Below are 15,658 nucleotides of genomic sequence, written 5' to 3'. Positions count from 1 at the left end.
GAATTCGAATGTTTTTAGGGTGCTGAACATCCAGTGGATGTTCGTTTAGCACGGACCGAAGCGGAGCGGAGACTTGTGAGAGCTCGAAGAGCGTAACAATCCGTGTATCATAGGGGTCAAATTACTTTTGACCCCAACATCATTTCATATGGAACACGAATTTGCACATTGGTCCCCACACCCTCCTCTGAATCGAGAAGCAGAGTATAATTTGTCCCGTAATATAAGACCATACGGCTATTTACATTTAGCAGACCAATACTGTCACTGATTGGAGCGTCTTTGGCAATCTTGTATTCCCCATTGTTTTTGCTGTTATTGATCTGTGATGAAGCAATTTTTTCCCGCAGCGATTCCAGCTTTTGAGATGACATTCCCACACCGTTATCATAGATCCAGATTGCCAGATATCCGTAGTTGGGATTTAAACCGGCTCCGATTAATAATCTGCCTGGCTCTAAACTTTTCTCCAAACCATGCACGATCGCGTTTTCTACTATAGGTTGAATAATCATTCTAGGGATCATGCAATATAGTGAGCTTTCTGAAAATGAATATTCAATTTGAAATCTATCCCCAAATCTTTCCTTTTGTATCATCAGGTAGTTCTTCACAATTTCCATTTCTTCTTTAAGCGGAACTTTTTCTGTACCTTTGATACTGTAGCGATATATTCTGGACAATGCTTCGGTAATGGAGATAATTTTGCCTGTATCATTCTCAGCCGCCATACCACAAATCATTGTCAAGGTATTGTATAAGAAATGCGGGTTGATTTGGCTTCTCAGAAAAGCAATTTCCGTTTTTCGAGCGTTATCTTCTAATTCATACATTCGTGTATACGTGTCGAAAATCTTGCGGTTTAATAATTCTGTTTGTTCAATCATGTTTTTGAATGCTCTTTGTATATCATATATTTCCGTCGAAGCGATGATCCCTTGTTTGATGACATATCCTTTTCGGTAAATTCTTCGATCTCCTTCGGCAATCGTCTTCATATAAGAAGTCAATTGATTCAGCGAGCGAATCAAAGGGTGATATAAGGTAAACAATAATAGAAAGAATATAAAACTTAAGGAAATCATATAGAGAAGCAATTGCCTGGAAATTTCATATAACTGTTTATTCGCAATACTCTTATTTATCAGTACATATAAAGTATGATTGATGTTTGGAATGGTATATTCGTTTATTACATACTTTCTATCTAAGCTTGTCTCTTTTTTAGGTGGTGTGTTTTTAGTTTCCAGGGAATGATATATAGATTTTGAGCCATAGATCAGCTGGTCTTCATGGGTAAAGATGATCTGAGGATTGTATTGGTTGTTATTTGAATTAATGTTGTTATCTAAAAGGCTATTGACATCAATAGACAAAAACAAAAGACCTAAATAATTATCCTGATTACCTTCAAGCGAATAGATTGGAATTGACATGATATGACACTTTGCCATATTTATTTGTGCGATTCCTAACGAACGAAATGAAAAATGTGTGTCAGAGATTGACTTTGCCATATCTTCATAATTTTCTATAGCGCCGCAAAGGGATACAAATCTCCTGTCATTTCCGTATAGAGCTATATCTACAATATAAGGACTTAACATCCTTGCATTGCTTAGCTGATCCCTCAGAGATTGATAAGACGTGTAACTATCTCCCGAGGTTGTGCTTGTAAGGTAATCATGAACATTTTTACTATACGCTATATTATAAGAAATATTTTCGTAACTTGTATATGCTTCCGTAACGGATTTTACCAGTTGGTTTGAATAATAATCGAGACTTTTCTCAATATAGGCGTTTTGAAATTTAAAATATCGAAGAGTACTATAAAGTGAGATTATTATCGTGCATATTGAGAATAAGATTATGACTATTTTAAAATGTTTTGAAAGAGAAATTAATATGGTTTTCTTTTCCTTTTTCATTTGCACTCCTTTAAAAGGTGAATCATGTAATAACCCACACATCATCTAGCATTATACTATAATTCTTTCTCGATGAACATGTAAAAAATACATAAAAAGCTGAATAAAGTATATACTCTATCTTTAAACCCCAAAATATAATATAAAAATGCATATATATATTGCAAAAATTCCATTTTATTTAAGCATTATAACACTTATAATAAAACGGTAATGATGAAAAGTATTATTCGGAGGAGCGAATTATGAGAAGGGAAAAAAGAAATTCTATGGCAGATACCACTGTGAGAAGCCGAGACAATTTTTGGAAGCTCATATGGAAACAGAGATCATTAGTCCTGATGGCATTGCTGCCTGTTTTGGCGGTCATTATATTTAAATATGTTCCAATGTATGGAATATTAATAGCTTTTAAGAATTATAAATCAGCAAGAGGGATAAGAGGAAGTGACTGGCTGCAGCCGTTATTTAAGAATTTCATTACCTTCTTTAAAAATGTTAACAGTATGCAAATTCTTTGGAATACTCTTAAAGTCGGGAGTCTTACATTATTGTTTACATTCCCGGCTCCGATTATATTCGCAATCTTATTAAATGAACTAAAAGGTAACTTCTACAAAAAATCAGTGCAGACAATTTCCTATATTCCTCATTTTATATCTGTCGTAGTTATCTGCTCTATGTTAAATGGTTTCGGCTCTGTGAATGGATTGTTTAACGATGTAAGAGAGCTTTTTGGAATGGCAAGAGTTGATATGAACAATGGAAGTAAATATTTTCTTCTTATGTATATAGGCTCTGCTGTCTGGCAGGGAATTGGCTGGGGATCTATTATATATCTGTCGGCTTTATCTAATGTTGATACTACCTTGTATGATGTTGCGAATATTGATGGAGCAAATCGATGGCAGAAAATTAAAAATATTGTATGGCCTACCATAATGCCTACAACAACAGTTCTCTTGATCATGAATGTGGGTAATGTTTTAAACAGCGACTATACGAAAATATTGCTGATGCAAAACTCCACAAATCGGAGTGAACTGGAGGTGATTGGCACATTTGTTTATCAAAAAGGTATCGTTGAAGGAAAATTTTCTTATTCTACTGCGGTGAATTTATTTGTTTCTATCATATGTTTTGTTTTAGTTTTCGGTGCCAATACAATAACACGCAGGATCAATCCTGACAATAGTTTGTGGTAGGAGGTAAAAAGTATGTTGACCAAACAGAATAAAAATAAAATACATATTGGAAGTAAGAGTGTTGATGTGGTTCTGGCCGCATTTATGCTGCTGATGTCTGTCATCTTTTTATATCCTTTCCTCAATGTGGTTGCTACTTCACTGTCCAGCAATAGGATGATTACTACAGGGCAGGTTACTTTTTTTCCAAAGGAGCTTATATTTGATGGCTATAAATTGCTGTTTAAGGAAGAAAATATATTCGGCGCCTATTGGAATACATTAGTCATTGCATTTGGGTCAGCATTTTTTAGTTTGGTACTGACTTCTTTACTTGCTTACGTCATGATGGTGCCCGAGTTTGTTTTACGCAAACCTCTTTCCATTTTTTTGCTGATTACAATGTTTTTTAGTGGAGGAACTGTTCCTACATATCTGTTGATTCAGAATCTGGGGCTATATGATACCTGGTGGTCTCTGATTTTACCGAATGCAGTTTCTGCGTATAATGTATTTGTTTACAGGTCATTTTATCAGGGAATTTCTTCTGAGATAAGAGAAGCAGCAAAAATTGACGGAGCCAGTGAGTTACAGATTCTTACCAGAATTTATGTACCCCTGTCAAAGGCGTTATATGCTACATTTGGCCTGTTTTCTGTTGTTGGAGTTTGGAATAGTTATTATGAAGCTTTGCTATATATAAAGAATCCTGATAAGCAGCCGATTCAAATGCTGCTGCGAAAAATTGTATTTACATCTGGGACAGCCAATATGTCGGATGCCCAGCAGATGATAAGTAATGGGCAGATGAACCAGTTGAATGTTCAATATGCCTGTGTAATTGCAACGATTGGCCCTATTCTCCTGATGTATCCATTTGTGCAAAAGTATTTTGCACAGGGAATGCAGGTCGGGGCTGTAAAAGGTTAACAGAACATAGCCTTACGGCAGAAAGGGAAAAAGATGAAAAAGAAAAATGGTAAAAGGTTTGTTTCAATTGCACTGACAGGAGTTATGACTTTAGGCTTGCTTGGAGGCTGTGGTAATGGAGGGAAAAATCAAAAAGAAGCAGAAACCTCAAAAGAAACTCAAACCTCAAACGCATCGTCGTCTGATCAGGCAGCTACTTCCAAAGATAAATTAGACGCCGGTGCAACTGCGGCAAGTAATGGTATGAAATTGCCCAAGCTTCCGGACAATACGCTTAAATTAGAAGTCAGTATTGCTGAGTATCAACAATCTTCAGACGATACCATGATTCAAAAAGAATGGCAGAAAAGAATGGAACAGTATCTGGGATGTAAACTGGATATAACATGGACCAGAACCCCGGCAACGGATTATTCGGAAAATGAATTGGTAGTATTACAGTCTGGTCGTGTTCCGGATATTGCAAGTGTGACAAAAGGAGTGGCAGTTAATGAATACGGAGAGGATGGAACGTTACTGAATTTATCGGACTATACAGATTATATGGTATACTATCCAGATTATATGCAAGATACGAATGGCGGAGAGGATTTTGCAAAAAATGAGGACGGGTCAATGTACTATTTTATGGATGGGTTCTACAATCCAGATGATATACAAGGAGCACAGTCTTTTACCGCATTTGCCTATCGTTTTGATCTTCTCAAAGAAAATGGATGGGAACCGCCGACTACTTTGGATGAATACACAAATCTATGTGAGAATATGCAGAAAAAGATCGATGATGGTTCTTTAAATCTGGATTATGTTATGATTAATAACACAAAGGATTATCCTTTATATCGCGGATTTGTCGGAATCTTTCATACATGGGACTGCCTGTATTACAATGGAAAGAACTGGGCATATGGGCCTTTAGAAGACAACTTTAGAACGATGTTACAGTATCTGAATGGCTTATATGAAAAAGGATATATAGATCCGGAGTTTGCGACTGCTGATTTTAATCAGGGTCAGACAAAAGCAACTACCAATGTAGGAGGTATCTGCCCTACATTATGGGCGGGGTCTGTAGCAAGTTGGAACAACGCAAAAGTAGATGACAAGATGGAATGGGGACTTGCGTTTCTCCCTGAAGATGCGGATTATGGAACGCCGTGGAAGTGGGGATCCAGACAAGCAGGCAAGTCATTAAATAATGGAATGGGAATTTATATCAGTGCCGATACAGAATATCCGGAATATACGGTCGCTATGATTGATTATCAGTATTCCGATCAGATGGTTCAGCTTATGAATTGGGGAATCGAAGGTGAGACATATAAGATAGATGGAGAAAAAAAGGAATTCAGTGATGAGATTATGAATGCTGAAGCACCTGCGACGAAGTCTGCTGAGTATGGATTGATGTCGTCTTCTGTCTGCAGGACGGGAATTCCTTTTAATCCGATTGATTTTAACGCGATGCTTGATGTGGCTTCACTACCTGAACCCTGGTGGAACAAAACAAATAATTATTATGAGGGTAAATATTGGGTTGAATCTAGTGTGAATGGCGGAGAAGATTCAGTAGCACCTTATGACAGACCTCCTGTAACTTATTTATCTGCGGAAGAACAGACCTCCAAGGCTCAGCTGTCATATGGGGGAACATGCGAGAACAGAGTGAAAGAGTTGGCTCATCAGTTTATTATCGGTGAAAATGACATTAACGACGATAAAGCATGGGAAAAATATGTTAAGGATGTGAAAAGTCAGACGGATGATAATTTTGACGATATCTTAAAGATGCTTGATGAGAAGACAGTAAAATGACATTGCACAAAAGCTGCTCCCGGAAATTTTTGCTTTCAGGAGCAGCTTTATCAACTTGAAAGGGGAGCCGAACAATGCTAGGATTAGATGATACAAGGATACAGTCATATTTGACACCTTACAAATATCCAGAGCCTGTTCTTGTGGGTTCGGGTAAGGAGGGGGCATTTGACGAAAAAGGTGTTGATATACCCTTTGTATTTTTACATAACAACCAATTCCATATGTTATATACCGGCTATGACGGAAAAGGCTACCAGTCGGCTCTTGCAGTCAGTGATGACTTACTTCACTGGAAACACAAGGGAATTATACTCGGAAGGAATCAAAGAAGCAGTTGCTGGGACAGTGTAGGGGCAGCTGCCACCTGGATGATAAAAGACAGTGATCATCTCTATGATACACCAGGATTAAGAAAAGTGGACGGAAAGTACTGGTTAGTATACCATTCTTATCCCTCTGTTGGTTATGAGGAAGGAGCTGCCATGATTGGACTGGCATGGACGGAAGATGAAGAATTGCTTGACTGGCATCGTCTGGAGAAACCGGTCTTTTCCTGGGAGAATGGTGAAGACTGGGAAAGAGGCGGATTATATAAAGCGTGTATTATCAACTATGAAGAGACTTGGTACATGTTCTATAATGCGAAAAACAGGGAGTCAAGATGGGTGGAACAGACGGGTATGGCAAGCTCAAAAGATTTGTTCCACTGGGAGCGCTGCAGGCGCAATCCGTTACTTAAGGTAACTCCCGGAAAGTGGGATGGCCGTTTCCTGTCTGATCCTTGTATTGTTTGGGATAAGGGTGTATGGCTGAACTTTTTCTTTGGTTACGATCGGGGACATGCACAGGAAGGGCTTGCACTCTCCGAGAACCTGATAGACTGGGAAAAGGTTGATTCTCCGATTATCCGTCATGGAAAGCCAGGTGAGATTGATGAGAATCATGCACATAAAGCTTCGATTTTCTATTATGATGGAAAGCTTTACCATTTTTATTGTGCGACCAGGCCGAAGCAGGCTGGTGATCAGACAGAGGTGTTCGGTGAATTTCGCACCATAGCAGTGGCATCAAACCAACCCTTTAGTTAAAAAATAAAAAGGAGGCAAAAGATGGAAAAGAACATTTTGTTCCCCCAGATAGGCGGTCTGGTTCATGGAGGAGATTACAATCCTGAGCAATGGCTGGATCGGCCGGATATTCTTGAAAAAGATATAGAGATGATGAAAAAAGCAGGGATTAATTGCGTCACCCTCGGTATTTTTGCATGGTCGGTTTATGAACCAAGGGAGGGGGAATTCCATTTTGGCTGGATGAAAAGAATTATGGACAATCTATATGCTAATGGTATTTTCACGATTCTGGGAACACCTTCCGGAGCACGGCCTGCGTGGCTGGATGAAGCTTATCCGGAAGCGATGAGGGTTAATAGACAGGGCATACGCAATCATCATGGAGGTCGTCATAACCATTGCATGACCTCTCCAAAGTTCCGCGAAAAAGTCACTATTATTGATAAAAAGCTGGCAGAAAATTTTGGAAATCATCCGGGGCTTTTGCTTTGGCATGTATCAAATGAACTGGGGGGAGAATGTTATTGCCCTCTGTGTATTAAAAGATTCCAGGACTATTTGGCTGAAAAATTTCATCATGATATTGATGAATTGAACAAAGCCTGGTGGACTACCTTTTGGAGCCATAATTATAATTCTTTCGACCAGATTGAACCTCCTTTTTTGGATGGCGAACGAAGTATTATGGGACTGAATCTGGAGTGGAAACGTTTTACAACCTGGAATATGAAAGAGTATCTGGACTTGGAGATTCAAACTCTGAGAAGAGAAACCCCTGATGTCCCTGTTACGACCAATTTTATGCAATTATATAACGGTCTGGACTATGACTTTTTGTCTGAGTCTATTGATATTATTTCCTGGGACAGTTATCCAAGGTTTCATAATGATTATGAATCACTATATGACACTATGGCAGAGACAGCTTTTCATCACACAGTTATGCGCTCACTGAAAAAAAACAAACCATTTATGCTGATGGAAAGTGCACCAGGCCTTGTCAACTGGCATCCATTCAATAAATTAAAACGGCCGGGAATTCATATGTTGTCAAGCCTTCAGGCGATTGCCTGCGGTTCTGATACTGTACAGTACTTTCAATGGAGAAAAGGAAGGGGATCTTTTGAACAATACCATGGAGCGGTGATTGACCATTTAGGAAGAGATGATACTCGGATATTCAATGAAGTATCCGAAGTGGGAGATGCTCTGGAAAAGTTATCTGAAGTTGCCGGAACCACGACAGAAGCCAAGGCAGCTTTGCTATTCGACTGGGATACTCGCTGGGCAATTCAAGATGTAATGGCCTTAGGAAAAGAGAACAAGCAGTACGAAAAAGTATGTATGGATATTTGGAAAGAATTTTTGAAATTGGGCGTAGAGATGGATGTAATCTCTTCATCATCAGATTTTTCGAAGTATCGTCTTATTGTGGCTCCGATGCTGTATGTATTAAAAAAAGGCACCGCCGCACGTCTGAGAGAATTTGTTCAAGGAGGAGGACAGCTGTTTGCCACATATTTCACCGGATATGTCGATGAAAATTTATTATGTTTTCTTGGCGGGTTTCCCGGTGACGGACTTTCTGAATTATTTGGTACAATAATTGAAGAAATTGATACACTTTATCCCTCAGATCGAAACCGAATTTGTTTTGAGGATGAAACTATATGGGAAGTGAGAGATTGTGCAGAAACTATGCGGGTAAATGATGCGAAGATTCTTGCACGCTATATGGATGATTTTTATCGGGATACGCCGGCGCTTACTTGTAAAAAAAATGGAACTGGCAAGGCATATTACCTGGCCTGCAGAGTACCGGCCCATCAGATGCAGCCATTATTTAAGAGAATGTTGTCGGATGCAGAAATTGAAGAGAAAGAACTGCCTGAAGGTGTAGAATATCATATGAGAGCGGGTGCGGAAGCTGTCTGGGAGTTTTATCTGAATCATAATAATGAATCGGCGAAGGTATCCGGCGTCTATGGAACAGATATACTTTCCGGAAGTAATATAGATGGGAATTTGTTACTCGAAAAATATCAGGCTGTGGTTATCAGGCGTTAAAATCGAATCGAAAAGTAAGCACCGGGAGGATTTTGTATGAACAGTATTGAAAGATTTTTTGCAACTGTGGAACGGAGATCGGTTGACAGACCAGCCTGCTGGCTGGGAGATCCGACTCCTGAGGCAGTGCCCGCACTGTGTGATTTTTACCATGTAAAGGACATTAAAGAACTGAAAAGAGTCTGTGGTGATGATTTTTATGCAGTAGAGATTCCCTACCATTCCGAACACTGTAATGCAATTTTTGCAGCGTTTGACTGGTATATGAATGGAAGTAATGTAGATACCGAGCATCGAACATTAACCGCGGATGGGTGCTTTGCCAGATGCGAAGATTTGGATGATGTGACTGCCATTGATTATCCCTGGCCGGATCCTGCAAAGTATATTGATCCAAAAGAATGTGAACGGCTGGTAGAGGAAGCTCCTGCAGATAAAGCTGTGATGGGTATGCTCTGGGCCTGCCATTTTCAGGATGTATGCGCTGCCTTTGGTATGCAGACTTGTTTGATGAATATGATCTCAGACCCGGAGATGGTTCATTATGTGGATGATCATATAATTGAATTCTATCTGAAAGCATTGAAGATCTTTCTGGAGGCAGCCAGAGGAAAAGTACATGTTATCTTAATTGGTGATGATATGGGAAGCCAGAGAGGGTTGATGATCAGCCCGCAGCTGGTGAAGGAGTTTGTGATTCCCGGAGCAAAGAAGTTGATTGATCTGGCTCACAGTTATGGAGTAAAAGTTATGTACCACTCCTGCGGATCTATTGTAGAGGCTATACCGCTGTTGATTGAAGCAGGCGTAGATATTATCCATCCAATTCAGGCGCTGGCTGCCGGTATGGACCCTGCCAGCCTGAAGGCAAAGTTTGATGGAGAGATCTCTTTTTGCGGAGGTGTCGATACTCAGGATTTGCTTCCCAATGGCACGCCGGAGCAGGTAGCAGCAAAGGTGAGGGAGCTGCGTACTTATTTTCCAACCGGATTAATTATCTCTCCAAGCCATGAAGGCCTGCAGTCGGATGTTCCCCCCAGGAATATTAAGGCACTGTTCGATGAGGCTAACACCGTCTATTAATTTGCAGGTTTTCGGAATTTTAAGAGGAAAGAAAAAATGACAGAAAAGAACGGCATGCGATTAGAAGTCTGTGACAATGGGAGGTATCTCCTGAAAGAGGGAAATCCGTTCTTTTGGCTTGCGGATACCGCATGGTTAATTTTTGAAAAATTAGATGAAGCGGAAGCAGAGCTGTATCTGCGTAACCGTAAGGAAAAAGGATTTAATGTAATTCAGGCTACTCTGATTCACAAATGGCCGGAGAGAAACAAGGATGGAGATACACCACTTATTCAAAATGATTTCATGCAGATAGATGAAACAGGTGCGTTTTGGAAACGGGTGGAAACGATTGTTGATATTGCTGCTTCTATGGATATTTATATGGCCCTTTTGCCGGCATGGGGAAGCATCGTAAAGAAAGGATATCTGAATTCGGAAAATGCAGACCATTATCTTGAGTTCTTGATTCGCCATTTTGGCAATAAGAAGAATGTAATTTGGCTGATCGGCGGTGACGTAAAAGGTGAAGAGGCAATTGATTTATTTATTCATATCGGTATGAGATTGAAGAACGAGTGCAGGGATCAGCTCATCGGCTTTCATCCATTCGGAAGGACCTCTTCCTCTTTCTGGTTTCATGAGATGCCCTGGCTTGATTTTAATATGTTTCAATCGGGACACAGGCGTTATGATCAGGTTAATCTAAAAGCCTGGGATGATAATGAAGGGACCCCTTATTACGGCGAAGATAATTACAAGTATGTTGCTCATGACTTGTCATTGTTACCGATAAAGCCTACTCTGGATGGGGAGCCGTCTTATGAGCAGATTCCACAGGGATTACATGACGAAAAGGAACCCAAATGGCAGTCCTGGGATATACGGCGATATGCATATTGGTCAACATTTGCAGGTGCTTTTGGACATACGTATGGTTCCAATGCAGTTATGCAGTTTTACACCCAGACAGACAAAGAAGGCGCATATGGTATCACAAGAAGCTGGCAGGAGGAAAAAGATAATATTGGATCGTTTTGTATGGGACATTTGCGTAAATTAATGGAGAGTGTTGATTTTATAAATGGAAGAGCAAAAGAGGACCTGCTGGTATCAGCGAATAAGGAAAAATATGAGCATATCAGTGTTTTTGCCGGAGATGATTTTATTTTTTGCTATGATTATCTGGGAATCCCATTCACTCTTGATCTTTCCTCTTATCATGGAAATATGAAATTTTATTATATGGATCCATTAAGCGGCGGATACGGGTATGAGGGAAGTGTGACAGGTGAGACGAAAGTACGGTTTTCACCGCCTGAAAAATTAGAAGGACATAATGATTGGGTACTGGTATTGCTTCTGGAAAAACAGGAAATAAAAACGGGAAGGTGTTCTTGACAATAAGTTAATCCATAGGTATACTTAATTTAATTATTTAGTTAATATATGGCATATATTTACTAAATAAAAAGTTGAAGTTTTAATAATTACCGGGTAAAGGAGTGAAAAGAATGAAAATAGGGTTGGTCTATACAAGTATAACACCGGAGTTGAAAAGTACTGTTGAACAGGAAATCAGAAAACAAATTGGTGAAGAGGCCGAACTTTTGTCCTATCAGGATCCCTCGATTCTTGCTGAGGTCAGAGATGCAGGGTTTGTGCCTGCCAAAACCGCATGCAGATTATATGCAATGTATTTGAAGGCCATACAAGATGGTGCAGATGCTATCTTGAATATTTGTTCCTCGGTAGGAGAAGCAGCCGATTATGTGAAGCCAATGGGGAAGTATCTGGGAGTACCAATTGTGCGGATTGATGAAGGGATGTGTCGGGCAGCAGTCAGAAAAGGTAAACGGATTGCAGTACTTGCAACATTACAGACTACTTTAGAACCAACAAGAAATACAATTCTTCGTGTTGCCCGAGAAATGGGACGTCAGGTGGAATTAGTAGATGCACTCGTTGAGGCTTTCGATCTGAATCAGGAAGAATTCAAAAGAGCTTTAATACATAAGGCAAAAGAAGTTTCCGATCAGGCAGATGTTATTTTGCTGTCACAGGGATCCATGGCTTATTGTGAGGAGTTGATTGAAGAACAAACCCAGAAAGTAACTGTTTCCAGTCCTCGTTATGGTGTGAAAGAATTAAAGGAGGCACTGATAACAAAAGGTGTACTACAGGAGGAAAAATTATGTTGACGGATACGACACAATCACCGAATGTGGCTGCTTCGCCTCTTCCTTCCCAAAATGTACACTGGACCAAAGGGTTTTGGAAAGATGCGGAAGAGTTGAATAGTGAAGTGACTATCCCGCAATTAAAAAAGATGTTCGAATCTCCGGAAATTAGTCATGTAGTAGAGAATTTCAGGATATGTGCCGGAGAGACCAAGGGGAAGTTTGGTGGAACAGATTTTGGAGATGGTGATTTCTATAAATGGATGGAAGCTGCTATGTATAGTGCCGTAGAAAATCAAGAGGAAGAGCAGCTTCAGGAATTAGAGAAATATATTGCGTTAATTGGAAAAGCACAAGAGGCAGATGGTTATATCTCTACGAAACAAATTATCTCTGATCGCGGGAGAACAAATCCCACGAGATTTGAAAATATCAATGATTTCGAAGTATATAATTTTGGACATTTATTTACAGCAGCTGCCTTATATAAACGTCTGACTGGAAGAGAGAGTCTGCTGAAAATCGCAGAAAAAGCTGCTGGGTGTCTGGAGCAGATGTATAGGACGAGTGAAGAGAATGGTCATGTTAAGACGGCTGTATGTCCATCTCACTATATGGGATTGATAGAATTGTATCGTGTTACCGACAATATAAAGTATTTGGATCTGGCAGAACGGGCAATTGAACTCCGTGACCAGGTGATCGATGGCATGGACGATAACCAGGATCGCATTCCGCTGAAAAAACATGAAAAAATTATAGGGCATGCTGTTCGGGCGAATTATCTGTACGCAGGTGTTGCAGACCTTTGTCTGGAGAGAGAGGATGATGAGTATCTGAAGGTGCTTCATAGAATTTGGAGAAACCTGACAGATCAGAAACTTTATCTGACAGGGGGATGCGGTGCACTATACAATGGTGCTTCTCCCTATGGAGATTTCTTCCATCATCAGTTAGTTCATCAGGCATATGGATACGAATATCAATTGCCAAATATCACGGCATACAATGAAACTTGTGCGAATATAGGGTTGGTTCTGTTTGCCTATCGGATGTTCCAGCTTGAGCCGAAAGTGGAGTATATGGACGTTATAGAACGTGTCATGTGTAATGCAAATCTTGCTGCTGTGAGTTTGGACGGTAAGAAATTCTTTTATGAAAATATGCTTCGCAGGGAAGAAGAACTTCCATATAAGCTGGTATGGCCGACACAGCGAAGTGAGTATATATTAAGCTATTGCTGCCCGCCAAACCTTGCCAGAACGATTGCAGAATCTTCAGAATATACATACCTGGTGAGTTCTGATAAAGTGTATTTTGGAATGTATGGAGCAAGTGAAGCCAGCTTTAAGCTGAATAACGGAGCTGACTTTACAATCGTGCAAGAGACAAAGTACCCATATGAAGGCTCTGTCATAATGCGGATTGAGAATCGCACACCTGACAGAGAGGTTTCACTTATGCTGCGTATTCCAGGATGGTGTGAACATGCATGCTTAAAAACTGATAAGACAATAAAAAAATATGACCATTCTTGTTCTGGAACCTATATCGAATATAAGATTCCACAAGAGACGAATACAAAGATTGAACTGATCCTGGATATGCCCGTCCGCCTCACAATTGCCCATCCAATGGTAGAAGAAACCGCAAATCAGGCAGCCGTGGAAAGAGGACCGCTGGTATATTGTCTGGAATCAGTTGATGCCGGGAACCATCAACTGTCAGATCTCTATCTCTCGCCTGAGGATCAATTTGATCCGGTGGATATACAAATCCATGGAAGAAAGATAAAAGCATTACTCGGAGAATTTAGGCGTATTGTATATGAGGAGAAGAGAACGGATGATCTGTATCAGAGACTTCCCAAGTATCACTTTGACAAACAAGACGTCAAATTAATCCCATATTTTGCATGGGATAATCGCGAGTACGGACAGATGCGGGTATACCTGCCCCTTTTATTGGAACCACTGAAAGGAGGCAAAGAATGACCTATCAGGAGATCAATAATCTGATACCGCAATACACAGAGGCTCAAAGACTACAGATAGATTTCTTATACTGTGAAGAATTAAGGAAGCATAGTGAAAAGGTGGTTGTCCTAGATGATGATCCTACGGGGACACAGACGGTACACGGGGTCTATGTTTATACATCGTGGGAAAAAGAGACATTTGATGAAGCATTTGTTTCAAAGAATAACATGTTTTATATTCTTACGAATTCAAGAAGTTTCACAAAACAGCGGACAATCCAGGTGCATAAGGAAATAGCTAAAACACTTGCAGACACTTCTGCAGAGAAAAATCAGCCTTTTATTCTGGTGTCACGTGGGGACTCCACGCTTAGAGGACATTACCCTCTGGAAACTGAAGCCTTAATCAGCAGCCTTTTGAAAAATGGTATTCATATGGATGGGGAGATATTTTGTCCATTTTTTCAGGACGGTGGAAGATATACTTATAACTGCGTCCATTATGTACGCCAGGGAGAACAGATGATACCTGCTGCGGAGACGGAATTTGCAAAGGATACAAGCTTTGGGTACCATTCATCGGATTTAAGGGAATATATTGAGGAAAAAAGTGGCGGACGAAGAAGAGCATCAGATTGTTTTGTGGTAGAACTGCAGGACTTGAGAGCCCTCAAGATCAGCAAGGTAACTTCAATCTTGGATCAGGTAGTACAAGGGGCGCCGGTTATTGTCAATGCCATGGACAAAGAAGACCTGAAAGTATTTGCTATCGCCTTTCTTCGCTCCATGAGTCATGGAAAAAAATTCATATGTAGATCCGCTGCATCGCTTCCGCAGGTTTTAGGAGGTGTTTCTGCACACGAATTCCTGTCCAAAGAACAGCTTCGTATGGATGATAATCAGGCAGGTGGTTTGATTATTATCGGATCTCATGTGAATAAAACAAATCGTCAGTTAAATGAATTAAAATCTCTTACTGGTAAAGTGAAGTTTCTGGAATTCAAAGTTCCGGACCCTTTTTCCAGAGAACAATTGCAAAAAGAAAAGAACAGAGTTTTGAAAATCGCCGAAGAACAGATTAAAAAAGGTGTTACAGTGGCTGTTTTTACTTCTCGAAAAGTTATAACAGGTAGTAAGGAAGTTTCGGAAAGTTCTCTTGAGATTTCAGTAGAAATATCAGATGCATTGACAGGTATTGTGCGTGACTTAACTATAGAGCCAAGTTTCATATTGGCTAAAGGAGGAATCACTTCCAGTGACGTGGCCACAAAAGGACTACAGATACAAAAGGCATATGTATTAGGACAGGCAGCTGCGGGAGTGCCCATATGGAGGCAGGGAGAAGAAGCGCGGTTTCCAGGAAAGCCATACATAATCTTTCCGGGAAATGTGGGATCTGACAGCACTTTACGAGAAGTTGTGGAAAGGATTATCTAAT

The 15,658-nt window shown here is 40.1% G+C and carries 11 protein-coding genes; 10 read left to right on the top strand and 1 reads right to left on the bottom strand.

Annotated features, from left to right (window positions below):
- Nucleotides 1–116: 116 nt before the first annotated feature.
- Nucleotides 117–1,931, bottom strand: a complete 1,815-nt coding sequence (locus INP51_RS11540) for a sensor histidine kinase (RefSeq protein WP_193734995.1) — start codon at nt 1,929–1,931, stop codon at nt 117–119.
- A gap of 245 nt (nt 1,932–2,176) precedes the next feature.
- Between INP51_RS11540 and INP51_RS11535 the strand changes: the two genes are divergently transcribed.
- The 10 genes from INP51_RS11535 to INP51_RS11490 all read left to right on the top strand — a co-directional run bounded on the left by INP51_RS11535 (nt 2,177) and on the right by INP51_RS11490 (nt 15,657).
- Complete coding sequence (locus INP51_RS11535) at nt 2,177–3,136, top strand: ABC transporter permease (protein WP_193734994.1); 960 nt, start codon at nt 2,177–2,179, stop codon at nt 3,134–3,136.
- 12 nt (nt 3,137–3,148) lie between these two features.
- Nucleotides 3,149–4,045, top strand: coding sequence for a carbohydrate ABC transporter permease (locus INP51_RS11530; protein ID WP_193734993.1), 897 nt, complete (start codon nt 3,149–3,151; stop codon nt 4,043–4,045).
- A gap of 33 nt (nt 4,046–4,078) precedes the next feature.
- Complete coding sequence (locus INP51_RS11525) at nt 4,079–5,860, top strand: type 2 periplasmic-binding domain-containing protein (protein WP_193734992.1); 1,782 nt, start codon at nt 4,079–4,081, stop codon at nt 5,858–5,860.
- A gap of 74 nt (nt 5,861–5,934) precedes the next feature.
- Complete coding sequence (locus INP51_RS11520; protein ID WP_193734991.1) at nt 5,935–6,951, top strand: glycoside hydrolase family protein; 1,017 nt, start codon at nt 5,935–5,937, stop codon at nt 6,949–6,951.
- A gap of 21 nt (nt 6,952–6,972) precedes the next feature.
- Nucleotides 6,973–9,000 carry a beta-galactosidase gene (locus INP51_RS11515; RefSeq protein WP_193734990.1) on the top strand — a complete coding sequence of 676 codons (2,028 nt, stop codon included), beginning with the start codon at nt 6,973–6,975 and terminating at the stop codon, nt 8,998–9,000.
- 36 nt (nt 9,001–9,036) lie between these two features.
- Complete coding sequence (locus INP51_RS11510) at nt 9,037–10,083, top strand: uroporphyrinogen decarboxylase family protein (protein WP_193734989.1); 1,047 nt, start codon at nt 9,037–9,039, stop codon at nt 10,081–10,083.
- 36 nt (nt 10,084–10,119) lie between these two features.
- Complete coding sequence (locus tag INP51_RS11505; RefSeq protein ID WP_193734988.1) at nt 10,120–11,463, top strand: apiosidase-like domain-containing protein; 1,344 nt, start codon at nt 10,120–10,122, stop codon at nt 11,461–11,463.
- 113 nt (nt 11,464–11,576) lie between these two features.
- Nucleotides 11,577–12,263: an aspartate/glutamate racemase family protein gene (locus INP51_RS11500; protein WP_193734987.1), complete on the top strand. Its 687-nt coding sequence runs from the start codon at nt 11,577–11,579 to the stop codon at nt 12,261–12,263.
- Nucleotides 12,257–14,236 (top strand): glycoside hydrolase family 127 protein, encoded by a 1,980-nt coding sequence (locus INP51_RS11495; protein ID WP_193734986.1) that lies wholly within the window; start codon nt 12,257–12,259, stop codon nt 14,234–14,236. The genes INP51_RS11500 and INP51_RS11495 overlap by 7 nt, the downstream gene beginning before the upstream one ends.
- Entirely contained in the window at nt 14,233–15,657 is a 1,425-nt protein-coding gene (locus INP51_RS11490) for a four-carbon acid sugar kinase family protein (RefSeq protein WP_193734985.1), read from the top strand. Before INP51_RS11495 ends, INP51_RS11490 begins: the two co-directional genes overlap by 4 nt.
- The last annotated feature ends 1 nt before the right edge of the window (nt 15,658 follow it).

This window comes from Blautia liquoris (genome assembly GCF_015159595.1).
In the GTDB taxonomy this organism is placed as follows: Bacteria; Bacillota; Clostridia; order Lachnospirales; family Lachnospiraceae; genus Novisyntrophococcus; species Novisyntrophococcus liquoris.
Note: the sequence above shows the minus strand (reverse complement) of the source record. Positions and strands in the feature narration are given on the sequence as shown.